At 63.6% G+C, this 24,311-nt stretch carries 24 protein-coding genes; 14 read left to right on the forward strand and 10 right to left on the reverse strand.

Going from position 1 to position 24,311, the window contains the following annotated elements; translation table 11 throughout:
* Window positions 1-10: 10 nt before the first annotated feature.
* The 3 genes from IVB47_RS00890 to IVB47_RS00900 all read left to right on the forward strand — a co-directional run bounded on the left by IVB47_RS00890 (window position 11) and on the right by IVB47_RS00900 (window position 3,586).
* A complete protein-coding gene (locus tag IVB47_RS00890) occupies window positions 11-1,183 on the forward strand; it encodes a M20 aminoacylase family protein (protein WP_247459372.1) in 1,173 nt (390 codons plus the stop codon).
* A complete protein-coding gene (locus tag IVB47_RS00895; protein ID WP_247459374.1) occupies window positions 1,176-2,597 on the forward strand; it encodes an amidase in 1,422 nt (473 codons plus the stop codon). The genes IVB47_RS00890 and IVB47_RS00895 overlap by 8 nt, the downstream gene beginning before the upstream one ends.
* 98 nt (window positions 2,598-2,695) lie before the next feature.
* Entirely contained in the window at window positions 2,696-3,586 is an 891-nt protein-coding gene (locus IVB47_RS00900) for a crotonase/enoyl-CoA hydratase family protein (RefSeq protein ID WP_027567763.1), read from the forward strand.
* 105 nt (window positions 3,587-3,691) lie between these two features.
* Here the strand turns inward: IVB47_RS00900 and IVB47_RS00905 are convergent, their stop codons facing one another.
* Together IVB47_RS00905 and IVB47_RS00910 are read right to left on the reverse strand one after the other, a co-directional pair.
* Window positions 3,692-4,669, reverse strand: coding sequence for an NADPH:quinone oxidoreductase family protein (locus IVB47_RS00905; protein WP_247459376.1), 978 nt, complete (start codon window positions 4,667-4,669; stop codon window positions 3,692-3,694).
* Complete coding sequence (locus IVB47_RS00910; protein ID WP_247362275.1) at window positions 4,669-5,277, reverse strand: 2-hydroxychromene-2-carboxylate isomerase; 609 nt, start codon at window positions 5,275-5,277, stop codon at window positions 4,669-4,671. Before IVB47_RS00910 ends, IVB47_RS00905 begins: the two co-directional genes overlap by 1 nt.
* A gap of 110 nt (window positions 5,278-5,387) precedes the next feature.
* Here IVB47_RS00910 and IVB47_RS00915 point away from each other — a divergent pair, with 110 nt between their 5' ends.
* Window positions 5,388-6,410: a methionine synthase gene (locus tag IVB47_RS00915; RefSeq protein WP_035961417.1), complete on the forward strand. Its 1,023-nt coding sequence runs from the start codon at window positions 5,388-5,390 to the stop codon at window positions 6,408-6,410.
* A 138-nt stretch (window positions 6,411-6,548) separates the two neighbouring features.
* Here IVB47_RS00915 and IVB47_RS00920 read toward each other — a convergent pair whose 3' ends face one another.
* The 3 genes from IVB47_RS00920 to IVB47_RS00930 all read right to left on the reverse strand — a co-directional run bounded on the left by IVB47_RS00920 (window position 6,549) and on the right by IVB47_RS00930 (window position 8,603).
* Window positions 6,549-7,166, reverse strand: coding sequence for a hypothetical protein (locus IVB47_RS00920; RefSeq protein WP_247459378.1), 618 nt, complete (start codon window positions 7,164-7,166; stop codon window positions 6,549-6,551).
* 135 nt (window positions 7,167-7,301) lie between these two features.
* Complete coding sequence (gene gpt / locus IVB47_RS00925) at window positions 7,302-7,829, reverse strand: xanthine phosphoribosyltransferase (RefSeq protein WP_007602504.1); 528 nt, start codon at window positions 7,827-7,829, stop codon at window positions 7,302-7,304.
* 36 nt (window positions 7,830-7,865) lie between these two features.
* Window positions 7,866-8,603 (reverse strand): molybdopterin-binding protein, encoded by a 738-nt coding sequence (locus tag IVB47_RS00930; RefSeq protein WP_027567758.1) that lies wholly within the window; start codon window positions 8,601-8,603, stop codon window positions 7,866-7,868.
* 277 nt (window positions 8,604-8,880) lie between these two features.
* On the opposite strand from IVB47_RS00930, the gene IVB47_RS00935 reads away from it, so the two are divergent.
* The 5 genes from IVB47_RS00935 to IVB47_RS00955 all read left to right on the forward strand — a co-directional run bounded on the left by IVB47_RS00935 (window position 8,881) and on the right by IVB47_RS00955 (window position 13,831).
* Window positions 8,881-10,299, forward strand: coding sequence for a circularly permuted type 2 ATP-grasp protein (locus IVB47_RS00935; protein WP_027518749.1), 1,419 nt, complete (start codon window positions 8,881-8,883; stop codon window positions 10,297-10,299).
* A gap of 4 nt (window positions 10,300-10,303) precedes the next feature.
* Window positions 10,304-11,248: an alpha-E domain-containing protein gene (locus tag IVB47_RS00940; RefSeq protein WP_027567757.1), complete on the forward strand. Its 945-nt coding sequence runs from the start codon at window positions 10,304-10,306 to the stop codon at window positions 11,246-11,248.
* 68 nt (window positions 11,249-11,316) lie between these two features.
* Window positions 11,317-12,165, forward strand: a complete 849-nt coding sequence (locus IVB47_RS00945) for a transglutaminase family protein (protein ID WP_247362284.1) — start codon at window positions 11,317-11,319, stop codon at window positions 12,163-12,165.
* A 122-nt stretch (window positions 12,166-12,287) separates the two neighbouring features.
* A complete protein-coding gene (locus tag IVB47_RS00950; protein ID WP_027567755.1) occupies window positions 12,288-13,046 on the forward strand; it encodes a proteasome-type protease in 759 nt (252 codons plus the stop codon).
* A 26-nt stretch (window positions 13,047-13,072) separates the two neighbouring features.
* On the forward strand, window positions 13,073-13,831 hold the full coding sequence (locus tag IVB47_RS00955) for an SDR family oxidoreductase (RefSeq protein ID WP_027567754.1): 759 nt from the start codon (window positions 13,073-13,075) through the stop codon (window positions 13,829-13,831).
* A 249-nt stretch (window positions 13,832-14,080) separates the two neighbouring features.
* Here the strand turns inward: IVB47_RS00955 and IVB47_RS00960 are convergent, their stop codons facing one another.
* Window positions 14,081-15,319 carry an MFS transporter gene (locus IVB47_RS00960; protein ID WP_247459380.1) on the reverse strand — a complete coding sequence of 413 codons (1,239 nt, stop codon included), beginning with the start codon at window positions 15,317-15,319 and terminating at the stop codon, window positions 14,081-14,083.
* Between the two features lie 160 nt (window positions 15,320-15,479).
* On the opposite strand from IVB47_RS00960, the gene IVB47_RS00965 reads away from it, so the two are divergent.
* The gene (locus IVB47_RS00965) at window positions 15,480-16,730 is read left to right on the forward strand and encodes a nucleoside transporter C-terminal domain-containing protein (RefSeq protein ID WP_027567752.1); all 1,251 of its coding nucleotides are present in this window, start codon (window positions 15,480-15,482) and stop codon (window positions 16,728-16,730) included.
* Window positions 16,731-16,966: 236 nt separating this feature from the next.
* Here IVB47_RS00965 and IVB47_RS00970 read toward each other — a convergent pair whose 3' ends face one another.
* A complete protein-coding gene (locus IVB47_RS00970; RefSeq protein WP_247459382.1) occupies window positions 16,967-18,037 on the reverse strand; it encodes a GntG family PLP-dependent aldolase in 1,071 nt (356 codons plus the stop codon).
* 27 nt (window positions 18,038-18,064) lie between these two features.
* Window positions 18,065-18,985 (reverse strand): amino acid ABC transporter substrate-binding protein, encoded by a 921-nt coding sequence (locus IVB47_RS00975; protein WP_247459384.1) that lies wholly within the window; start codon window positions 18,983-18,985, stop codon window positions 18,065-18,067.
* Between the two features lie 153 nt (window positions 18,986-19,138).
* Here IVB47_RS00975 and IVB47_RS00980 point away from each other — a divergent pair, with 153 nt between their 5' ends.
* Complete coding sequence (locus tag IVB47_RS00980; protein WP_081747843.1) at window positions 19,139-20,059, forward strand: LysR substrate-binding domain-containing protein; 921 nt, start codon at window positions 19,139-19,141, stop codon at window positions 20,057-20,059.
* Between the two features lie 121 nt (window positions 20,060-20,180).
* Complete coding sequence (locus IVB47_RS00985) at window positions 20,181-22,307, forward strand: tetratricopeptide repeat protein (protein WP_247459385.1); 2,127 nt, start codon at window positions 20,181-20,183, stop codon at window positions 22,305-22,307.
* Between the two features lie 12 nt (window positions 22,308-22,319).
* On the opposite strand, the gene IVB47_RS00990 is transcribed toward IVB47_RS00985, so the two are convergent.
* Together IVB47_RS00990 and IVB47_RS00995 are read right to left on the reverse strand one after the other, a co-directional pair.
* Window positions 22,320-22,859, reverse strand: coding sequence for a cupin domain-containing protein (locus tag IVB47_RS00990; protein ID WP_247459387.1), 540 nt, complete (start codon window positions 22,857-22,859; stop codon window positions 22,320-22,322).
* A gap of 101 nt (window positions 22,860-22,960) precedes the next feature.
* On the reverse strand, window positions 22,961-23,248 hold the full coding sequence (locus IVB47_RS00995; RefSeq protein WP_007602477.1) for an usg protein: 288 nt from the start codon (window positions 23,246-23,248) through the stop codon (window positions 22,961-22,963).
* Window positions 23,249-23,624: 376 nt separating this feature from the next.
* Here IVB47_RS00995 and IVB47_RS01000 point away from each other — a divergent pair, with 376 nt between their 5' ends.
* A complete protein-coding gene (locus tag IVB47_RS01000; RefSeq protein WP_027518760.1) occupies window positions 23,625-23,939 on the forward strand; it encodes a co-chaperone GroES in 315 nt (104 codons plus the stop codon).
* Window positions 23,940-23,983: 44 nt separating this feature from the next.
* Window positions 23,984-24,311, forward strand: a 328-nt coding sequence (locus IVB47_RS01005) for a TCP-1/cpn60 chaperonin family protein (protein WP_276576856.1), incomplete at its 3' end; no start/stop codon positions are given.

The following is a 24,311-nucleotide window of genomic DNA, read 5'->3' on the forward strand; positions in this document are numbered from 1 at the left end:
GACAGAACACATGCCCACGATCGCCCGCATCGACGGCTATGCCGACGAACTCACCGCTATCAGGCGCGACCTTCACGCCCATCCGGAAATCGGCTTCGAGGAAGTGCGCACCTCCGGCATCGTCGCCGACAAGCTGAAGAGCTGGGGCATCGAGGTGCATCGCGGTCTCGGCGGCACCGGCGTGATCGGAGTCATTAAGGGCAAGGGTTCGAGCGGCAAGCGCATCGGGCTTCGCGCCGACATGGACGCGCTGCCGATGGAGGAGAACACCAATCTGAAATGGAGCTCCAAAATTCCGGGCCGCTTCCACGGCTGTGGCCATGACGGCCACACCACCATGCTGCTCGGCACCGCACGCTACCTCGCCGAAACCAAGAACTTCGACGGCACAGTGCACCTGATCTTCCAGCCGGCAGAGGAAGGCCTCGGCGGCGCCCGCGCGATGATCAAGGACGGGCTGTTCGAGAAATTTCCGTGCGACGAGCTCTACGGACTGCACAACGCGCCCGACCTCAACCATGGCGAGATCGCGATCCTGCCCGGCCCTGCGATGGCGAGCGCCGACTTCTTCGACCTCCGCATCACCGGCTACGGCGCGCACGGCGCAATGCCCGAACGCTCCAAGGACGCTGTGATCATCGCGACCACGCTGGCGCAGGCGATCCAGACCATCGTCAGCCGCAACGTCGAGCCGCTGCAGGCCGCAGTCGTCTCGATCACGCAGATTCACGCCGGTTCGGCGTACAACGTCATCCCCGGCGAGGCGCATCTTTGCGGCACCATCCGCACTTTCTCGAAAGAAATCCGCACTCTGATCAGCGAACGCATTCGCACGATCTGCGCCGGCATCGCGAGCGCCTATCAGTGCGTGATCGACGTCGACATCCGCGACACGTTCGATGTGCTGGTCAACCAGGTCGAGCAGTCCAAGGTGGTCGAAGACGTCGCGCGCACCATCGTCGACCCCGCCAACGTGATCACCCGCGCCCAGCCGAAGATGGGCAGCGAGGATTTCGCCGACATGCTGCAAACCATTCCCGGCGCCTATTTCTGGGTCGGCCACGACGGCTCGGTGCCCGTGCACAATCCCGGCTTCGTGCTCGACGACAAGATCCTGCCGATCGGTGCCAGCATGTTCGCCCGGATCATCGAGACCCGGATGCCGGTGGGTGCCCATGCATAAAAAGGGTGTCGAAGAGGAAGTCACCTCGCTGCACGATCTCTCCGCGGTCGATCTGATCGCGGGCTATCGCGCCAAGCAGTTCTCGCCAAGCGAGGTGCTGGAAGACGTGCTCGCGCACGTCGCCGCGTGGGAGCCGCACCTCAACGCGCTTTATGCATTCGATCCCGACGGCGCGCGCGAGGCCGCGAAGGCCTCGACCGCACGCTGGTCCGGGGGCGAGCCCTCCGGAGCGCTCGACGGCGTGCCGGTGACGGTGAAGGACAACATCGCGACCAAAGGCGTGCCGGTGCCGCTGGGCGCGGCCAGCGTCAAGCTCGTGCCGGCCGAGAAGGACGCACCACCCGCGGCGCGCCTGCGCGAAGCCGGTGCGATCATCTTCGCCAAGACCACCATGCCCGACTACGGCATGCTGTCCTCGGGGCTGTCCTCTTTCCACGCGCTGGCGCGTAATCCCTGGGACCTCTCCAAAAATCCAGGCGGCTCCAGCGCCGGCGCGGGCGCCGCGGCCGCGGCCGGCTATGGCCCGCTGCATCTCGGGACTGATATCGGCGGCTCGGTCCGCCTGCCTGCGGGCTGGTGTGGCCTCGTCGGACTGAAGCCGAGCTTTGGACGCGTGCCGATCGATCCCGCCTATGTCGGCCGCGTCGCCGGTCCCATGACCCGCACCGTCGACGATTGCGCGCTGATGATGAGCGCGATCGCGAAACCCGACCGGCGCGACGGCACGAGCCTGCCCGCGGAGCCCCTCAACTGGAAGGGGCTGGAGAAATCCCCGCGCAAACTCCGCATCGGATTGATGCTCGATCCCGGCGTTGGCCTGGCGCTGGAGAAACCGGTGCGCGAGGTCGCTGTGAAGGCGGCGAAAGCGTTCGAATCCGCAGGGGCCGTCGTCACCGAAGTCGACGGCATCCTCACGCGCGAGATGCTCGACGGCCTCGACAACTTCTGGCGCGCACGGATGTGGGATGATCTGTCGAAGCTGACGCCCGCCGAACAGGCAAAGGTGCTGCCCTACATTTTCAAGTGGGGCGAGTCCGGCGCGAAGCTCTCGGGCGTCGACGTCATCCGTGGTTTCAACCAGACCATGGCAATCCGCGCGGCGGCATCAAAGCTGTTCTGCGAGCTCGACTATGTGATCTCGCCGACCGCGCCGAACGTGAACTATCCGGCGGAGTGGGCCTCGCCGGCCAACGATCCCATGAAGCCGTTCGAGCACATCGCCTATACCGTCCCGTGGAATATGTCGGAGAATCCGGCGATCTCCATCAACGGCGGCTTCGACGCCAAGGGTTTTCCCATCGGCGTGCAGATCGTCGGCCGCCGCTTCGACGATATCGGCGTGCTTGGCATGGCCAAGGCGTTCGAGAGCCTGCGCGGGGCGCAGAAGCCCTGGCCGAGCCCGCCGGCGAAGTAGAGCCTGGCCAACAAACGCCCAGTCCGCACAAGACGGACGCTGGCGTTCATGCATGACGTCTCTTAGAGACAGAATTCAGGACAGGGAAGGAAACCACCATGGCGTATGAGACGATCAAATACGATGTCGCCGAGCAGATCCTCACCATCACGCTGAACCGGCCCGACAAGCTCAACGCCTTCAACGCGCAGATGCAAGGAGAGCTGATCGACGCGTTCGACGCAGCCGACAAGGACGACGACGTCCGCGCCATCATCGTCACAGGCGCCGGTCGCGGTTTTTGCGCGGGCGCAGACCTTTCGTCGGGCGCGGATACGTTCGATCGCGACGCCCGGCGCGGGCCAGTGAAGCGCTTTGCCGATGGCAAGGTCGACTACAGCGATTCCCAGGTGCGCGACGGTGGCGGCCAGGTGACATTGCGCATCTTCAAATGCCTCAAGCCTGTGATTGCCGCGGTGAACGGTCCCGCGGTCGGCATCGGCGTCACCATGCAGCTCGCGATGGACATCCGTATCGCCTCCGACGCCGCGCGCTTCGGCTTCGTGTTCTCCCAGCGCGGCATCGTGCCGGAGGCCGCCTCGAGCTGGTTCCTGCCGCGCATCGTCGGCATCTCGCAGGCGCTGGAATGGTGCTATTCGGGCCGCGTCTTCCCGGCGCAGGAAGCCCTCGCCGGACGCCTCGTCAGCAAGGTCGTAGCCCCCGATGATCTGCTGCCGACCGCCCGCGCGCTCGCCAAGGAATTCGCGGCGAAAACGGCACCGGTGTCGGTGGCACTGATCCGCCAGATGATGTGGCGCATGATGGGCGCCGACGATCCGATGGAGGCCCACAAGGTCGATAGCCGTGGCATCTACGCCCGCGGCCGCTCGGACGATGTGAAGGAAGGCGTGGTGTCGTTCCTGGAGAAGCGCCCGGCTCAGTTCAAGAACAAGGTGTCGAGCGACATGCCGGATTATTTCCCGTGGTGGACGGAGCGGGAGTACAAGTAAGGCATCGTAGGGTGGGCAAAGCGAAGCGCGCCCACCATTCTTGTCACGGCTGCCGATAAATGGTGGGCACGGCGCTCACGCGCCTTTGCCTACCCTACGACACCGTCACTCCATCAACAACGCCACGCGCCCGATCGCCTTGCGGTCGAGCAACAGCCGCATCGCCTTCGCAACCTCCTGCAGCGGCAGGCGGTGCGAGACGTTAGGCCGGAGCTTGCCCTCTTCGGCCCATTGGAGCAAGGCCTTCAGCCTGCTCTCGCCGAGCGCGGGATTTTTCCGTACCGCTTCGCCCGCTCGCACGCCGAGCACGCTGGCACCCTTGATCAGCAGGAGATTGGTTTTCGCCGAGCCGATGCCGCCGGTGAAGCCGATCACCAGCAGCCGTGCGCCCCAGGCGATGCAACGCATCGAATTCTCGAACACTTCGCCGCCAACGGGATCGAACACGACGTCGGCACCGCGACCGTCGGTGATACGTTTGACGGCATCACGAAACGGTTCGCGGTCGTAGCGCACGAGATGATCGGCGCCCCGCGCCTTGGCGATCGCGAGCTTTTCGTCGCTGGACGCCGTCGCGATCACGGTCGCACCAAGCATCTTGCCGATCTCGACGGCCGCAAGGCCCACGCCCCCGCCGGCGCCATGCACCAGCAGCACCTCGCCCGGCTCGAGCCGGCCGCGGTCTATCAGCGCGTGATAGGCGGTGCCGTGCCCGGCGAGATAGGTCGCGGCTTCCGCATAGTCGAACGTCGATGGCATCGGTGTGAGCTGCGACGGTGTCACCACGGCTTCATCCGTGAAAGCGCCGTGCCGCATCTTGACGATGACCTTGTCGCCGACGGCGACGCCGCTCGCCTCTGCGCCAACCTCGGTGACGTCGCCGGCTGCCTCCACGCCCGGCGTGAACGGCAGCTCCGGCTTGAGCTGGTATTCGCCGGCCGCCATCAGCACGTCGGGAAAATTCAGGCCGGCAGCACGGATCGCGACGCGCACTTCGTCCGGCTTCAGGTCGCGCGACGGAAACTCTTCAAGCTGCAATTTTTCGGGCGCGCCGAGCGCGCAGCAGACGACAGCCCGCACCATCAGGCCGCGCTCGCCTTGCCGCGCAGCAGCGCCTCGCGGATCAACGGCAGGCGGTCATTGCCGAAATACATGTCGGTCTTGCCGACGAAGATCGTCGGCGAGCCAAAGCCGCCGCGAGCGACGACTTCTTCGGTGTTGGCCTTGAGCTGATCCTTGATCCCCTGCCCCGAAATGCCCGCGAAGAATTTCTGCTCGTCGACGCCCACCTTCCTGCAGATCTCGGCGAGCACCGCGTCCTGCGAAATGTCCTTGTCCTCGCCCCAATAGGTCTCGAACACCGCCGTGGCGAAAGGCACCGAGTCCTGTCCGAGCCAGATGCAGCCGCGCATCGCTTTCACGCTGTTCACCGGAAATACCGTCGGCGGCATCTTGATCGCGAGACCGGCCGAGCGCGACCAGTCGGCAAGGTCCTTTTTCATGTAGCGCGCCTTCAACGGCACCGGTGTCTCACGCTGCGCATAGACACTTGGGTTGACCGTATTGAAGATGCCGCCCACCAGGATCGGCCGCCAGACGATCTCCGCGCCAACCTCCCTGGCCAGCGGCTGGATGTTGTGGAAGGCGAGATAGGTCCAGGGGCTGGAACAGTCGAAGAAGAATTCGATCATGGCGTTTCCGGTCCGGCGCCGCCGGTTTCAAGGCGACTTTTGTTGTTCTGTACCTCGACGTTAAGACATGGCAGGAAGGGGCGCAATCATAACCCGCCGTGAGGGCCGCCATGCTGTTTCCAACCACGATCGCCGGCTCCTTGCCGAAGCCGGAATGGCTCGCCGAGCCCAACATGCTCTGGGCGCCCTGGAAGTCGCAGGGCGAGGAGCTTGTCCGCGCCAAGCGCGATGCGACGATGCTTGCCGTCAAAGTGCAGGAGGATGCCGGCATCGACATCGTCACCGAGGGCGAGCAGGCCCGGCAGCATTTTGTCCACGGTTTCCTGGAGAAGATCGAGGGCATCGATTTCGCCCACAAGGTCGAGATGGGAATCCGCAAGGATCGCTACAAGGCGATGGTACCGCAGGTCGTCGCCCCGCTCCGGCTGAAGAGCCGCGTCCACGCCGACGAGGCGCGCGTCGCCCGCGCGCACACGAGGAAGAAGCTGAAATTCACCCTGCCCGGCCCGATGACCATCATCGACACCATTGCCGATCGCTACTATGGCGACCGCGTCAAGATGGCCTTTGCGTTCGCCGAACTCCTGAACGAGGAAGCCAAGGCGCTGCAGGCCGACGGCGTCGATCTCGTGCAGTTCGACGAGCCCGCGTTCAACGTCTACATGGACGAGGTCAACGACTGGGGCATCAAGGCGCTGGAGCGCGCCGCGCAGGGCCTGACCTGCGCCACCGCCGTGCACATCTGCTACGGCTACGGCATCAAGGCCAACACCGACTGGAAGGAAACGCTCGGCGCGCAATGGCGGCAGTACGAGCAGATCTTTCCCGCGATCGACGCCAGCCCGATCCAGCAGGTCGCGATCGAGTGCCGCAACTCGAAGGTACCGCTCGACCTGCTCGCGCTGCTCAAGTCCAAGATCGTGCAGGCCGGCGTGATCGACGTCGCCAGCGACACGGTCGAGACCGCCGAGGATGTCGTGCAGGTGATCGACGCAGTGTCGAAATTCGTGCCCAAGAGCAACATCATCGCCACCACCAACTGCGGCATGGCGCCGATGCGGCGCGAGATCGCCGAAGCCAAGCTGATGGCGCTCGGGGCCGGTGCCGCGCTGGCACGCGAGAAGCTGGGTTAAGGCTGTGACCGATCCGCTTTCGTTATTGCGACGCTTGCGGCGATCGCGCTGCCGGCGTGCGGTGAGGATCGTTCCGTGCTTCTCAATTGCGAGGCGATGGTGGAGCACGACAGTCGATGAAAACGGTAAGCCGCTGCGCTAGTGGCGTGCGGTCGGATGCAGCACAGGTTGATATCCAGCGATGATCGCGCGCAAGGTGGAAGGCGGCGTCAGCAACATTGGATCACGGAGGGCGCTCGTATGCGGGGCGTAACCCGCGGATGACCACAGCAGCGGCCTGCCCTGCGCGACGAGGAAGCAATCATCGCCCTGTTGGACCATCGCGCCGTCCGGCAATTCCACGAGCGGCCTCGGCAGCGCATGCAGCCGTTTCTTGCCGCGATCGAGCCGTTCCCGATGCAGTACGGCATCCATCGCCTTGGCGCTGATGCCGCTTGCACTGTTGCCCGTCTCCCATGCAACGCGAAAGCGCTTGGCATCATCGCGGCGGCAGAAGAAGCAGGGACGGTGGCCTGCGGCAAAGGCCGTGGCTTCGTCAAGAAAGAACAGCTCGGTCCAGCTCCGTCGCGCCATCACCGGCCGCCGCCAGCCGCGGAATTCACACAGGCAAACGATCCAGGCCGGCGACGACCAGCGCTTTTTCAATAGCGTCTTGGTCGCGGGATCATGGATGATGCCGCGGTTACCGGTGAACAGGCCGCGGTGCGGTGTCGCGATAATCTCGCCGGTCGGCGTGACGCGGTTTTGCAGGGGCATGGTCGCCTCCGCCCGTCATTGCGAGGAGCGAAGCGACGAAGCAATCCAGACTGTTTCCGCGGACACATTTCTGGATTGCTTCGCTGCGCTCGCAATGGCCTGGATTGCTTCGCTTCGCTCGCAATGCGACGATAATCACGCCGCTCCGTCGCGAAGCGGCGGGTGATAGGACAGCGCGGTGTCCCAGGGGAAGAAGATCCAGGTGTCCTGCGAGACTTCCGTGATGAAGGTATCGACCAGGGGACGTCCCTTCGGCTTGGCGTAGACGGTGGCGAAATGCGCGTCGGGGAGCATCGCGCGCACCAGCTTGCCGGTCTTGCCGGTATCCACGAGGTCGTCGACGATCAAAAGCCCCTTGCCGGTGCCGCCGCCGAGCTTCATCACGTCTTCGGAAATGCCCTTCAGCACTTTGAGGTCGCCCTGCTTGTCGTGGTCGTAGCTGGCGATGCAGACCGTATCGATCACGCGCACGCCAAGCTCGCGCGCCACGATAGCGGCCGGCACAAGGCCGCCGCGGGTGATCGCGATCACCGCATGAAACGGACCAACCTCATTGAGCCGCCAGGTCAGTGCCCGGCAATCTCGGTGGAACTGGTCCCACGAGACCGGAAAGGGGCGGCCCGCCCGTTCCTCCGCACTTAATTCCGGTGCTTCACCAGCCATCGTCGTCTCCTGCTTCGTCTGCCGGCAGCTAGGTTGCTAGCGGGTGATGTTCAATCCCGCCAGCATTTCCTTCACCGCCGCCATTGCGGCTGCGAGCTTGTCCGCATCGCGCGAGCGCACCACCAGATTGGTGTTCGGCTTCTGCTCTTCATCCATGAAGGGATAGCTGCCGATGATGGTGTCGGGATGTTGGGCGGCAATCGCCCGCAGCGGGCTGCCGATGTCACCTTCCCGCGCATTGGCGCGCACCGATTCGGAGAGCATGCGCACGCCCGATTTCAGCTTGGGCGAGACGATGTCCATCATCGCCTGCATGATCGAGGGCACGCCCGCCATCACGATGACATTGCCGATCTTGAACCCGGGGGCGAGGATGGTGGCGCTCTGGATCAGCTCGGCACCATCGGGAATGCGGGCCATGCGCAGGCGGGCCTCGTTGAGGTCCTGCTCGCTCCAGCGCTCGCGGAAACGGGCGACCACCTCCGGATGATGGTCGATCCCGACGCCGAACGCCTTGGCGACACTATCAGCGGTGATGTCGTCATGGGTCGGCCCGATGCCGCCGGTGGTGAAGACATAGGTGTAGCGATGCCGCAGTGCATCCAACGCGGCAATGATGTCGGGCTCGTCGTCGGAGACGACCCGGACCTCCTTCAGGTCGATGCCGATATTGGTCAGGTATTCGGCGATGAAGCCGATGTTCTTGTCCTTGGTCCGGCCGGACAGGATTTCGTCCCCAATAACCAGAATACCCGCCGTGACGATCTCGCTCATACCTCAAGTCCCTCACCTGTCGGCCCGACTTTGCCGAGGTAACGCGTTGAAGTCACGCGCTTTTGCTGCCGAAATAAGCAGTCCTCAGCCATTTTTTCAGGCAAGCCGCCGGCCATCCCCGGCAAATGTCCTCTCCCCATGCTTATCGCGCTGGCCCGGCCCTTGCTACCGCATGAAAGTCATGCACTCTTGCCGCATGGCCAGGACGTTGCGGTCTTCACCAAGGCCTCGCGGCCTGTCGAATGGCGCAACGCCTTGCGGAGACAAGTCGGGATCTATGGCAGTCGCGTTTGATGAAATGAACATTCCCGGTGGGGACCTTCGCCCTGCCTATCAGGAGCTGGCGCGCTGGCTCAAGGAGACGCCTCCCGAGGCGCTCGAATATCGCCGCCAGGAGGCCGAGCTCCTGTTCCGCCGCATCGGCATTACCTTCGCGGTCTATGGGGACTCCGAGTCGACGGAGCGCCTGATCCCCTTCGACGTGATCCCGCGGATCATGTCCGGCAAGGAATGGTCGCTGCTGGAGAAGGGCCTGAAGCAGCGCGTGCGCGCGCTCAACATGTTCCTGCGCGACATCTATCACGGCCGCGACATCCTCCGCGCAGAGATCGTGCCCGACGACCTCATCTTTCAGAACCCGGTCTTCCGCCCGGAGATGAACGGTCAGCAGGTGCCGCACGACGTCTACGTGCACATCGCCGGCATCGACATCGTCCGGGTCGATGCCGAGGACTTCATCGTGCTGGAGGACAATGCACGCACGCCCTCGGGCGTGTCCTACATGCTGGAAAACCGCGAGATCATGATGCGGCTGTTTCCGGACCTGTTCGCCCGCCACAGGGTGGCGCCGGTCGAACGCTATCCGGACGAGCTGCTATCCGCCTTGCGCTCGGTGGCGCCGCAAAGCGCCTCCGGCGAGCCGACCGTCGCGCTGCTGACGCCGGGCGTCTACAACTCGGCCTATTACGAGCACTCCTTCCTCGCTGACAAGCTCGGTATCGAGCTGGTCGAGGGCCGCGACCTCATCGTCAAGAACAACGAAGTGTTCATGCGGACGACCGAGGGCGTGAAACGGGTCGACGTGATCTACCGCCGCGTCGACGACGACTACCTCGATCCCCTCACCTTCCGGCCGGACTCCGCGCTCGGGGTGCCCGGGCTGATGTCGGCCTATGCGGCCGGCAACATCACGCTCGCCAACGCCGTCGGCACCGGCATCGCCGACGACAAGGCGATCTACTCCTACATGCCGGACATCGTAAAATTCTATCTCGGCGAGGAGCCGATTCTGAAAAACGTGCAGACCTGGCGCTGCCGCGAGCCGAAGGACCTCGCCTATGTGCTGGACCATCTGAGCGAACTCGTCGTGAAGGAGGTGCACGGCTCCGGCGGCTACGGCATGCTGATTGGTCCTGCCGCGACCAAGGCGACGATCGAAGCCTTCCGCGAAAAGCTCAAGCGCGAGCCCGAAGGCTTCATTGCGCAGCCGACGCTAGCGCTCTCGACCTGCCCGACCTGCACGGCATCCGGCCTTGCGCCGCGCCACGTCGACCTGCGGCCGTTCGTGCTCACCGGCAGCAAGAGCACCACGATCGTGCCCGGCGGGTTGACACGCGTTGCCCTGAAGGAAGGCTCCCTGGTGGTGAATTCGAGCCAAGGCGGCGGTACCAAAGATACCTGGATCCTGGACGAGTAGAGAGATGCTGTCGCGTACCGCCGAAAACCTCTATTGGCTCGCCCGTTACGTCGAACGGGCCGAGTATCTCGCGCGCACCATCGATGCGACGCTGCGCGTCACCGCGCTTCCCGCCGCCTATATCGGCAAGACCAACGAATGGGACTCGGCGCTTTTGACTGCCGGCGTCGCCGCAAGCTTCTATCAGCAGTACGAAGAAGCCAACGAGCATAACGTCGTCGATTATCTCTCGTTCTCGGCGGACAATCCGTCGTCGATCAGGAATTGCATCGAGGCGGCGCGGCTGAATTCGCGCTCGGTGCGCACAGCGCTGACCAGCGAGATGTGGGACACCATCAACTCGGCCTGGATCGAATTGCAGGAGGTCTGGAGCAGAGGGACCTCCACGCGCGAGGATCTCGCAAAGTTCCTGCGCTTCGTGCAGGAAACCTCGCTGCGCTTCGACGGCTCGGCCTACCGGACCATGTTGCGCAACGACGCGTACTGGTTCTCGCGGATGGGCCTGCATCTCGAACGCGCCGACAACACCGCGCGCATTCTCGACGTGAAATACCATGTGCTGCTGCCCGAGGAGGAGCATGTCGGCGGCCCGCTCGATTTCTACCAGTGGACCTCGATCCTGCGCTCGGTTTCGGCACTGACGGCCTATCACTGGGTCTATCGCGAAACACTGAAACCCTGGCTGATCGCGGATTTGCTCATCCTCAACGATTCGCTGCCGCGTTCGCTCGCAAGCTGCTACGGCAATCTGGTGCGCAATCTCGATCAGATCGGGGTCGCCTATGGCCGCCAGGGCCCGGCCCAGCGCCATGCCCGCGGCATCCGCAACCGGCTGGAACACAGCAATATGAACGACATTTTCCAGCATGGCGTGCATGAATTCATTCAGGAATTCATCTCGGACAATTCCAGACTGGGCGAAATCATCACGAAGCAGTATTTGATCTGATACTGCTGTCATTCCGGGGACGCCCGCAGGGCTAGCCCGGATCGATGACGCGACAACAACGGTCCACCATGCGCCTGCGAATCCTGCACACCACGACCTATCGCTACGAGCCGCAGGCCACGAGCGTGATCCAGATCCTGCGCATGACGCCCGGCAGCCATGACGGGCAATATGTGGCGGAGTGGCAGATCGACGTGTCGACCGACACCAAGCTCGACACCCACGAGGATGCGTTCGGCAACGTCACCCATGTCCTGTCCTGCGGACCCGTCGGCGACATCAAGATCACCGCCGAGGGCCTGATCGAGACCCACGACACCGGCGGCGTTCTCCGCGGCGCCGATGAGCGCTTTCCGGCCGGCATGTTCTTGCGCGCCACCGACCTCACCACGGTCAATCCGGCGATGCATGCGGTCGCGCGCCAGCTGCGCAGCGAGGCCGAGAGCGACACGCTCGGCTTCCTGCACACGCTGATGACGCAAATCAGCGATCACATGACGTTCGACGAGGACCCGACCAACAGCGGCACGTCGGCGGCGGAAGCGTTCACGCTCAAGCGCGGCGTCTGCCAGGACTACGCGCACATCTTCATCGCCTGCGCCCGCAGCGGCGGCGTGCCGGCGCGCTTCGTCTCCGGCCATTTCCTGCGCTCCGACGGCACGGTGCATCAGGACGCGGGCCATGCCTGGGCGGAGGCCTATGTCGACGGTCTCGGCTGGGTCGGCTTCGATCCCGCCAACAGCATCTGCGCCACCGACGCCCATGTCCGCGTCGCGATCGGGCTCGATTATCTCGGCGCAGCCCCCGTGCGCGGCACCCGCTATGGCGGCGGCGCGGAGACGCTGTCGGTGACGGTCAAGGTCGAGCAGGCCGGCCGCGGCGGCCAGTCGCAATCGCAGTCCCAGCGGCAGAGCTGAACCGCGCCAAGCAAGCCCCTCGCCCGCGCACAGCTCCACCCTGCCGCCCCTCGGCAATCGGGGGTTGGAGCGGCCCTTGAAATTGGCTAGTAATTCCGCGCAAACGCGTTCGGGGACTGGAAATGACCTATTGTTGCGGAATTCTGGTTCGGGACGGTCTGGTGATGATCGCCGACACCCGCACCAATGCCGGCCTCGACAACGTCTCGACCTTCCGCAAGCTTCACATCTTCTCCAAGCCCGGCGACCGCATCATGGCGATCGCCAGCGCCGGCAACCTCGCGATCAGCCAATCGGTGCTCTCGACGCTGACCGAGGGCCTCGAAGACCCCAACACGGGTGAGATCGAGACGCTGATGAACGCGCCGACCATGTTCCAGGCCGCCCAGCGCATCGGCCGGGCGATCCGGGCCGTGCACGCGACCGAAGGCCCGGCGCTCAAATCAGAGGACGTGTCGTTCGACGTGTCCTTCCTGTTCGGCGGCCAGATCAACGGCGCGCGCATGCGCCTGTTCATGGTCTACACCGCCGGCAATTTCATCGAATGCACCACCGACACGCCCTATTTGCAGATCGGCGAGCACAAATACGGCAAGCCGGTGCTCGACCGCGCCATGCATTACGACGTCGAACTCTACGAGGCGCTGAAGACCGGGCTGATCTCGATGGATTCGACCATGCGCTCGAATCTCGGCGTCGGCCTGCCGATCGACGTGCTGGTGGTGCGCGCCGACGCCTGCGAGGCCGATCTCAATCACCGCATCGAGGCGGGCGAACCCTATTTCCACGATTTGCGCTCGCGCTGGTCGGCGGCCTTGCGCGCCGCGCATCAGAACATTCCGCGGCCGCCCTACAAGAACGAAAAAGAATCCAAAACCTGACAGCTCAAGAGAAAAGGCAGGAAACGATGAGTGAAGCGAAAAAGATCGCAGTGGTGACGGGCGCCGGCACCGGAGTCGGGCGCGCTGCGTCGCTGGCGCTGATGAACACAGGCTTCACCGTGGTGCTGGTCGGGCGCCGGCCCGACATGCTCGAGGAGACGGCCAAGCTCGGCCCCGCGGGGAAAAGCCTCTGCGTCACCGCCGACATGACCAAGCCGGACTCGATTGCCGCGCTGTTTGACAAGGTCAAGGCCACCTACGGCCGGCTCGACGTGCTCTTCAACAATGCCGGCATGGGCGCGCCGCCGGTGAACTTCGAGGATCTCAGCCTCGAGCAGTGGCAGGCGGTGGTGAACACCAACCTCACCGGCCCATTCCTGTGCACCCAGCACGCCTTCCGCATCATGAAGGACCAGACCCCCCGCGGCGGCCGCATCATCAACAACGGCTCGATCTCGGCGCATGCGCCGCGGCCGTTCTCGGCGGCCTATACCTCGACCAAGCACGCCATCACCGGCCTCACCAAGGCCTCCAACCTCGACGGCCGCATGTACGACATCGCGGTCGGCCAGGTCGACATCGGCAATGCAGCAACGCCCATGACCGACCGCATGGTCAACGGTCCCGGCGTGCTGCAGCCCGACGGCACGTCGAAGCAGGAGCCGCGCATGGACGCGAAAGCGGTGGGCGACGCCGTCGCCTACATGGCCGGCCTGCCGCTCGATGCCAACGTGCTGACCATGACCGTCATGGCAACCAAGATGCCGTTCGTGGGACGGGGCTGAATAAAAAACGCGAAAACAACCCCATGCACAGTAGGCGGCATGGGGTTGCGGCCTCGCTCCGCAAGCGGACGTGAAGTCGGCTAAATCTCCGCACTGCTTCAACAATCGTCATTGCGAGCGCAGCGAAGCAATCCAGCTATTTCCGCGGCACGGATTCTGGATTGCCTACCACTGTGGCAAGATTCTGGATTGCTTCGTCGCACCAGCGCAAAATTGCGTCGCAATGACGGGGAGAGAACGAGCGAGCTCCTACTCCAAGCTTTCCACCTGCCGCAGGCTCGGAAACAGCTTCATCCACAACAGCGCCACCGCGACCGTGCAGACGCCGCCCAGCACGGCTGCCGGCATGGCGCCAAACAATGCGGCGGCGACCCCGCTCTCGAACTGGCCGAGCTGGTTGGAGGCGTTGATGAAGAGGAAGTTCACCGCGCCGACCCTGCCGCGCATCTCGTCGGGGGTCGCGAGCTGCACCAGAGAGAAGCGGATCACGACGCTGATTGTGTCGGCCGCGCCGAGAACGGCAAGCGCGAGCACCGACAGCCACATCCAGGACGACAAAGCGAACACGATGGTTGCGACGCCGAACACGATCACGGCCTGGAACATGCGCAGGCCCACGTGCCGCGAAATCGCGTGACGGGCCAGCACCATGGTCATCGCCAGCGCGCCGACCGCCGGCGCGGCGCGCAGGATCCCGAGCCCCATCGGACCGGTCTGGAGGATGTCGCGGGCATAGATCGGCAGAAGTGCGGTGACGCCGCCGAACAGCACCGCGAACAGATCGAGCGAGATGGTGCCGAGGATCGCCGGATTGCTGCGGATGAAGCGGACGCCGGCGAAGATATTGTCGGCGCCCGCCATGTCCTTGGCGATCGCCTGCGGGCGCGGCCGGATGAAGCCGGTCAGGATCATCCCGAAGATCCAGAACAGCACCATCACCGCGTAGGCGAGATGCGGCGCGACCGCGTAGGCAAAACCGCCGAGCGCCGGCCCTGTAATGGTCGCGACCTGCGCCGCTCCGCTGGAGACGGCGGTGGCGCGCTGGAGCGAGCCCTGCGGCGCGATCGCCGGCAGCAGCGCAGCAGTGGTCGGACTTTCGAAGGCCCCGGCAATGCCGAGCACGAAGGTCGCCACGAAAATCTGAACTTCGCTGACCAGGCCGAGATAGGTGATGACGCCGAGATAGAGCGCGGTCGCGGCTTCCACGAGCTGGCAGAGCTGGACCACGCGCTTGCGCTCGTAGCGGTCGGCGGCATGGCCGGCGACGAACACCAACAGCGCCGTGGGCAGGAATTGCACGAGGCCGACCATGCCGAGGTCGAAGGCCGAGCCGGTGAGATCGTAGATCTGCCAGCCGATCGCGACCGCCGCAATCTGGCTGGAGAAACGCGACAGGCTGCGCGAGAGCAGAAAGAACAGGAAGGCGCGATGGGAGAGGAGCGCGCGGGCACTGACCGGCGGGTTTCCCGATATTGGCTGGTCTGGCATCGCCTGTTCGGTCACCCTCGGACTATCCGCGGCTCCTGATGTCGACGTGCTCCGCGTGGCTGACGCGGACCTGCTTGTCAACAGCGGGACGCTCCGACAATCTCCCGGCATTGCGTTTGCAACGCAGGGGTGGCCATAATCATCGGGGTTTGGGGACATCATGCTGCGGCTGCAATCGGCACTCGGCGTTTTCGCATTGCTGTTGATCGCCTTGGTCCTGAGCGAGAACCGCCGCGCGGCCTCGCTGCGCCAGGCGGCGATCGGCCTCGTCGCCACCTTCGTCACCGCGATCGTTCTCCTGAAGGTGCCTGTCGTCGCGCGCGCCTTCGGTGCTATCAACGACGCCGTGGGCGCGATCTCGGCGGCCTCGCGCGCCGGCTCCTCTTTCGTGTTCGGCTATGTCGGCGGCGGTCCCCTGCCCTTCGATCTGAAAGCACCGGGTGCCGATTTCGTCCTGGCATTCCAGGCGCTGCCGATCGTGCTGGTCATGAGCGTGCTGACGACGCTCTTGTTCTATTGGCGCATGCTGCCGCCGGTCGTGCGCGGCATGGCCTGGCTGCTGGAGCGGACGCTCGGCGTCGGCGGCGCGGTCGGGCTCTCGACCGCCGCCAACATCTTTCTCGGCATGGTCGAGGCGCCGCTGTTCGTGCGGCCTTATCTTGCGCAGATGACCCGCAGCGAGTTGTTCCTGGTGATGACCGGCGGCATGGCCGGCATCGCCGGCACGGTGCTGGTGCTGTATGCGACGCTGCTTGCTCCCCTCATTCCCGACGCAGCCGCGCATTTCGTCATCGCGTCGGTGCTGGGCGCGCCGGCCGCGATCCTGGTCAGCCTAATCATGGTGCCGGAGACATCCGACAAGCGCACCGGCGGCGCACTGGAAGATCCCGAGACGGAAGTCTCCGGCACGATGGACGCGATCGTGAAAGGGACCGGCGCGGGGATCGAGCTGCTGATCAACATCGTCGCAATGCTGCTGGTGCTGGTGGCGCTGGTCTACCTCGTCAATGCGATCCTCGGCCTGCTGCCTGATATCGGCGGCGCTGCGATCTCGTTGCAGCGCCTGCTCGGCCTCGTGATGGCGCCGGTGTGCTGGCTGATGGGATTGCCGTGGGACCAGGCGATCACCGCCGGCAGCCTGATGGGCACGAAAACCGTGCTGAACGAGCTGATCGCCTATGTCGACTTCTCGAAGCTGCCGCCCGGCACGCTCGATCCCCGCTCGCGCCTGATCATGCTGTATGCCATGTGCGGCTTCGCCAATTTCGCCAGCCTCGGCATCATGATCGGCGGTCTCGGCGTGATGGCGCCGGAACGGCGCGAGGAAATCAACGCGCTGGGGCTGAAGTCGATCGTGTCGGGAACGCTGACGACGTGTCTGATGGGAGCAGTGGTGGGGGTGCTGGCCTAGGCTCTTTCCGCTCGTCATTGCGAGCGCAGCGAAGCAATCCAGCTATTTCCGCGGCACGGATTCTGGATTGCAATGCATCTTTGGAAACAGTCTGGATTGCTTCGTCGCAAGAGCTCCTCGCAATGACGTAGAAGAGAGTCGAGCGCCTAAGCCTTGGAATCTATAAACATGAAACATGAGCCTGGCTTCGCGAAGGTTGAGAAACCGCGTTCGGTTCGTTCACGCTCACGGATGCTCTAAACCAAAGCCGCGGCCACGGTGCGAAATGCCATGACCGCGCGATCAACATCGGCATCATCGATATGGCGATGGGTCACGCAGCGCAAGCGATGCTTACCCCAGGGCCTCGCCTTCAGGCCCGCCCTTTCGAGAGCTCCCGACCACGCGGCGCTGTCGCGCCCGGAGAGAGAGACATCGACCTGCACGATATTCGTCTGTGGGATTGTCGCGCTGATCTTTGGATGCATCCCATTCAACGCATCACTCAGGGCTCGCGCACGCCGGTGATCCTGCGCCAGACGCGTCCCCATGACCTGAACCGCCTCCAGGCCGGCCGCGGCCAGGACGCCGATCTGACGCTGCGTGCCTCCCAGCATGCGGCGAAACCTGCGGCTGCTGTCGATCACTGCGCGTGGCCCGGCGAGCACGGCACCGGCGGGTGCGCTCAGGCCCTTCGACAAACACAGAGAAACCGTGTCGCAATGTCTGGCAATTTCGGCCGGCGCCGTTTCAAGGGCGACGGCGGCGTTGAACAGCCGCGCGCCGTCGAGATGCACCGGGACACCACGGGCTAAGGCCATGGCGTGCACGGCCTGCATATGATCCAGCGGCAATACGGCGCCGCTCGCGTTGTTGTGCGAGGTTTCCATTGCGACAAGAGCGGTCCCGAGCTTGAGCCCCTCGCCCTGCAGGGCGTCCTCCAGCAAATTCAGATCCATTGCGCCGGCGGTGCCGGCAATGGCGAGGTAGAACTGCCCCGTAAACGTCGCCGCCCCTCGTTCCGAGGTGTACATATGGGCATTCGATTCCAGCACGATCTGTTCGCTGCGCTGCGACTGCGCCAGCGTCGCCAGCAGATTGGCCATGGTGCAGCTCGGCACAAACAGGCCGGCATCCTTGCCCAACGTCGCAGCCGCGACGGCCTCCAGCTCCTGCACCGTGGGGTCACCGTCCAGCCCGTCATCGCCGAGCGGCGCCGAGGCCATGCGGGCATACATCGCCTCGGTCGGCTTGGTGACGGTATCGCTGCGCAGGTCGATGGGGGGCAACGCGGCGCCTGCCGGACTCGTGTCGTGTTGATGTGCCATTGCGAGACCTCTAGAGCGCTTGTCGCGTCATTCGTAGACTGCCGGATCGCCGGAATCGGTCGGGTTGGCCAGCGCCCGCTTGAGGGCGGCGCTCATCGGGAATTTCAGGTTGAGGCCATGCGGTGGAATCGGTGAATTGAAATATTTGTCGTAGAGCGCCGCAATCTGCCCGCTCTTCATCAGGTCGATCACGGCATCGTCGACCATCTTCTTGAAAGCAGGATCATCCTTGGGTTGGACGATACCATAGGGCGCCGTCTCGAGGCTCTTGCTACCGATCAGGAAGTCATCCGGCGTTCTGGACGAGGCGACCGTGGCATAGGCGAGACCGTCATCGTTGGCGGTGCCGGCCACACGGCCCGTCGACACCAACAAGAAGGTCTCGGCGGTGTCCTTGGCCGGCACCACAGTGATGCTGAGATTGTTCTTGGCGTTGATCAGCGTAATCACCTTGAAAGTCTGGCCGCCGGCTTGGGCGGCGATGGCCTTGCCGCGAAACGAAGCCGGGTCGTTGACATCGACCCCGCCATCCTTGCGCGCGACGAGGACGACCTGCGCAACGAAGGTGGTGGGAGCAAAGGCAACGAGTTTATGCCGCTCGACATTATTGGTCGTGTTGCCGCATTCGAGATCGATCGTGCCGTTGGCGAGCAGCTGAATACGTGTCGCCGAGGTTATCGGGTTGTAGCGAACCTCGAGCTTGGGAAGCTTGAGGGCCGTCTTGATCGCCTGCACCACCTGTTCACAGATTTCCACGGTGTAACCGATCGGCTTCTGGTTGCCGTCGAGATAGGCGAAGGGCACCGAGGTCTCGGGGTACCCCAATGTGATCGAGCCGCTCTCACGGATCTTGTCCAGCCTGCCCGCGCCCTGGGCCATGGCCTCGCTGGAAAGAAAAACACCAGCGACGGTCGCCGCGGCCAGTGCCTTGATCATCGTCGCTTTCATATATCCCCTCTTGTCGCAAATGCCGGTGACGCCGTCCACGGTGGGTGAGCAAACCCAGGACAGCTCCGTGCAAACAGCTCCGTGCTCTGGACTATCGTCCAAAAGCCCGATCTGATGAAATTCCAGTTTCATACTCTCCTATACGGATTTGATATGGCCACCAGACGCATGGGCCTGAAGCATGTGGAGGCTTTTCGGGCGGTCTTCGTGACGGGATCGATGACGCAGGCGGCTCAGCGCATGCATACCTCGCAGCCCCAGATCAGCCGCCTGATCGGACAGCTGGAAGCGATCACACAATTCCCGCTGTTCGACCGCAGTGGCGGCCGCCTCCGCCCGACGGTGGACGGATCGCGCTTTTTCCAGGAGGTCGAGAAGACTTTCATCGGCCTGGCGGGACTGGAGGCCAGCGCAGCCAGCATCCGCTCGTTCGGTATGGGTCGGTTAAGTGTTGCGGCGATGCCGCGCCTGGCCGGCGGCCTGCTGACACGCATCGCGGCACGCTTCAAGGCGGACTATCCGCATGTGATGATCTCGATCCGATCCGGCACGGCGAGCGCCGTGCACGACTGGGTCAGTTCCGGGCTTTGCGACACCGGATTGGCAATGCTCTACGGCGAGGTTGCGGGGGTGCATGTCGAGCCGGTGCTCAAGACGCGTTGCGTCGCGATCATGCCGAAGACGCATCGTCTTGCACAGAAGAAGACGCTGCGCCCTGCCGATTTCGCCGACGAGGCCTTCATTTCCTTCGCCACGGGGAGTCCACTCTACGATCGCATCGATACGATCTTCGCGCAGGCGGGCGTCACGCGCCGCATTGTTGCGGAGACCGATCTGGGCGCATCGGTCTGCGCCCTGGTCGCGGCGGGCCTTGGCATCAGCATTATCAACCCGATTGCCGCGCATGACGAAAGCTCTGGCGCGGCTCTGACCACGCGCCCGTTCAACCCGGCCGTCCCCGTTACGATCGCACTGCTCTATCCACCTTATGCCGCTCGCGCCCGGTTGATCGATGCCTTCAGCGAATATGCTCGCAAGGTCATGAGCACGGAATTGGGCTATCTCGAGCGGTAGCGGGTCGATCCGCAGCGAGGCTTGTGCGAGGCTGGCGCCCTCGTAGCTCCGATGGAGCGCAGCGCAATCGCGACAATCCTTCCATGTTAATCTCTTCAGGAGATTCGGGTGGAATTGATTCATGAGCGACAGCGTCGGCCAGCGTGCATTTCAAAATTCCCGGCTTCAGAAACGGCAAAAAGCCGACGTAGGGCCGTTGCTCGCGCGCGCCCTCCAGCTGCACAAAGCGGGACTTCTGCGCGAGGCAAAGACGGCCTATCGCGAACTCCTGGAGCTCGCACCCAACCAATTCATCGCGCTTCATTTGCTGGGCGCTTTGGAGGCTGAAGCCAAAAACTATCAGCAAGCGCAAATTCTGCTGAGCCGAGCGGTGGCCGTGGATCCGCGATCTGCCGAAGCTCATATGAGCCTGGGTGTCGCGCTCAACGGGCTAAAACGTCACAATGAGGCCCGCGAGAGCTATCGAAAGGCCCTCGCCCTCCGCCCCAACTACGCCTTGGCCCTGTCCAATCTCGGTAACGCGAGCGCGGCCCTTGAACTTTACCAGGAAGCGCTCGAGAGCTACGACAAGGCGCTCGCAATCGACGGAAAACTTTCCGAAGCCCATAACGGCCGGGGTTGGGCGCTCTGCCGTCTGCGCGCCTATGACGAGGCTGTCGCAAGCTTAAACCGCGCGCTATCGATCAAGCCTAACTATGCCTCGGCGCTGTCGAGCCGTGCCGTTGCATTGCGGGAGCTTCAGCGATTCGACGAAGCCATGGCGGATTGCAATCGAGCAATCGCCCTGGCACCTGACGACGCGAATGGATGGCTCTGGCGGGCCAGCATTTTGCTCCTGACCCGGCAAGTTGCCGAAGCATTGTCCGATTGCGAGAAGGCTCTCGCGATCGATCCCGGCTTCTCTCAGGCCCACAGCCTGCTCGGCCAATGTCTCGCGGCACTTGGCCGGGTCGACGAAGCCCTCGCCAGTTTCGACAGAGCTCTCGACATTGAACCTGATCAGAGCACGATCTCCAGCAAGATATTCACCCTCGACTTTATGGCCGACGCCAGCGTTGCGCAGCATCAGCAAGCGCGACGTGTATGGTGGGAGCAGGTCGGTGCGAAGATCGCCTCAGCAGCGGCGGGACCACATGACAACAGCCGCGATCCGGATCGCCGTCTGGTGCTGGGTTATGTCTCGTCGGATTTTCACGCACATTCGGCGGCGTTCATTTTCAAGCCGGTCCTGCAGCACCATGATCGGGCACAGTTCGAGATCGTGTGCTACGCTTGTTCATCGAAAACGGATGCGACGACCCGCGAATTTCAGGGGATCGCCGATCGCTGGCGCGACGCCTCGCAATGGTCCGACGATCGCCTCGCCGCCCAGATCCGCGCCGATGGTGTCGATATCCTGATCGATCTGTCCGGCCATACCAGCGGAAACCGCCTCAGTGTGTTTGCGCGCAAGCCGGCACCAGTTCAAGTGCATGGCTGGGGCCACGGCACCGGCACCGGGCTGCCAACGATCGATTATCTATTCTCGGACCCGGTCGCGATTCCTGCCGCGGTTCGGCATCTGTTTGCGGAGACCATCGTTGACTTGCCGTGCTTTGTGACGCTGGCGCCACTGCCGGCCGGGATTGCGCGGGCGCCGACGCCGGCGATTGCGAACGGCTTCATCACATTCGGTGTCTTTAACCGCATCAGCAAGATTTCGAACGAGGCGGTGGACGTCTGGTCCAGGATTCTCGCGCGGGTGCCGGGTTCGCGACTGCTGGTCAAGGATACTGCGCTGGACGCTCAGCTGGTCCGCGACAATCTGCTGGCGCGGTTTGCAGCTTGCCGGTTGCCGTCCGAACGCGTCGACCTGCTCGGAGCCACGTCGCGAGACGAACATCTGGCAGCGTTCAATCGCGTCGATATTGGCCTCGACCCATTCCCGCAGAATGGCGGCGTCAGCACGTGGGAAGCCTTGCAGATGGGCGTGCCGGTAGTGGCGAAGCTCGGTCACAGTCTGCCGAGCCGTGCTGCCGGCTCCATCCTCGCCGCGCTGGGCCTGCCGGACTGGGTCGCGGAAAGCGATGAGGCCTATGTCGAGATCGCAGCGAGCCGTGGGGCGCAGATCGGCGACCTCGATAAGTTGCGCCGCGAACTGCCCGGACAGATCAGGGCTGCGGCCGCCGGCAATCCCGTCTCATACGCGCAAGCGGTTGACGATGCCTATCGCGCGATGTGGAAACGCTATTGCAACGACGGCGGCTGATCTCCGCTTCACCTACGCCTTCAACTCCACCGTCCTGAACTCGGCCGGCAGGATCACCTCCAGCAGTTCGACGTCGTCCGAATAGTCCAGGATCATGTGCTTGATCTTCGGCGGCTGGGTCCAGGCGCTGCCTTCTTTCATCAGCGTCTCGCCCTCTCCGTCCATATAGGTCTTTACCCAGCCCTTGAGCACGTAGACCATCTGGAATTCGACGTCGTGGAAGTGCAGCTTCGACACCTCGTCCGGGTTGCAGGGGCCTTGCAGCCGGATCACGTGCGCTTGCGCCAGCCCGTGACTCGCAGCGGCGATGCCGAGATCGCGATACTTCGCGTAGGTGCGCAGACCGTCGGCCTTGAAGTCTTCCTCACGGTGATGGCTGATCGCGATGCGCTGCTTGGGCCGCGCCGGTTTCTTGATGGATGGCTTTGCCGTTGTCGTGGGGGCTTTCGCCTTCACCGCCTTGCGGGCCGTCGATCGTGCGGTGGGTTTGGCCCCGCTTCGCTTCTTCACCGCCGCCTGCGATGCGCTACGCGATTTTGCTTTCTTGGCCATGGCGGTCTCCCCTGTTGTTACAGGGGAGAGGTTAGCACGGAATGCGAAATCGTAGGACGGGTTAGCGTCAGCGTAACCCACCTACAGCACCACGCTCGCCTTCAATGCAGCCGGAATACGCCGTCGACCGCGCGCAACTCGGCCGGCTTGATCAGCTTGGAATGCGCGACCGTGACCGAGAATAGCGGACCGTCGAGCTTCTTCTGCCAGAACGCCAGGAAATCCGTCAGCGCGGGAAATTTCGGAAACATGTCGTAGTTCTGCCAGACATAGGTCTGGAGCAGCGAGCGATGATCCGGCATCCGGTAGAGAATTTCGGCTGTCGTCAGCCCGTAACCCAGCACCTGTTTCCGGAAGTCGTCGGAAACAACCCCAACTCGCGAGACCATGCCAACCTCCTTTGCAGGAGCGCATATTCAAGGGGTGGCTTTCCGGTACGCCCTACGAGCCACCCGGTGGAGATGCGCTCACATGAGTGAAATGTGACGCAAACTGACAATCCATCTCAAGCCCAAAAGTTTAACAAGCTGTTGAAATTCAATGCGTTAGCAGCAGATGCGGCTCCGTGCTAATACGGGCGCGGAGCGCGATTAACGATGGAAAGAGATTTTGGCAGGCGGCGCTTCCGAGTGCTATTTTTCTGCTACAAGCCCTTGCTCCCGCCAAAATCCTGCCTTATCTCAGCTGTGCCTGTGCTAGCACTCGCGGGCGTAGACTGCTAACAACCCAAAATTCCCAACTTGTGCAAAAGCTTAGGAGAACTGCATGAAATTCCGTCCGCTTCACGACCGCGTCGTGGTCAAGCGCATCGACGCAGAAGAGAAGACCGCTGGCGGCATCATCATTCCCGACACGGCCAAGGAAAAGCCCTCGCAGGGCGAGATCGTCGCCGTGGGCCCGGGTGGCCGCGACGAAGCAGGCAAGCTGATCCCGATCGACCTGAAGGTCGGCGACCGCGTGCTGTTCGGCAAGTGGTCCGGCACTGAGGTCAAGATCGACAACGTCGATCTGCTGATCATGAAGGAAAGCGACATCATGGGCGTCCTCGACGTCCCCGCTTCCAAGAAGAAGGCGGCCTAAGAGCCCCTCTCTCCCCCAGCTAAACCTCTCAAGGAAAAATTCAGATGGCAGCTAAAGAAGTCAAATTCGGCGTCGATGCACGCGACAAGATGCTTCGCGGCGTCGACATCCTCGCCAACGCGGTGAAGGTCACTCTCGGCCCCAAGGGCCGCAACGTCGTCCTCGACAAGTCGTTCGGCGCTCCCCGCATCACCAAGGACGGCGTCACCGTCGCCAAGGAGATCGAGCTCGACGACAAGTTCGAGAACATGGGCGCGCAAATGGTGCGCGAAGTCGCCTCCAAGTCCGCTGACGCGGCCGGCGACGGCACCACCACGGCCACCGTGCTGGCCCAGGCGATCGTACGCGAAGGCGCCAAGTCGGTTGCCGCCG

Source organism: Bradyrhizobium sp. 62 (assembly GCF_023073035.1).
GTDB lineage: Bacteria > Pseudomonadota > Alphaproteobacteria > Rhizobiales > Xanthobacteraceae > Bradyrhizobium.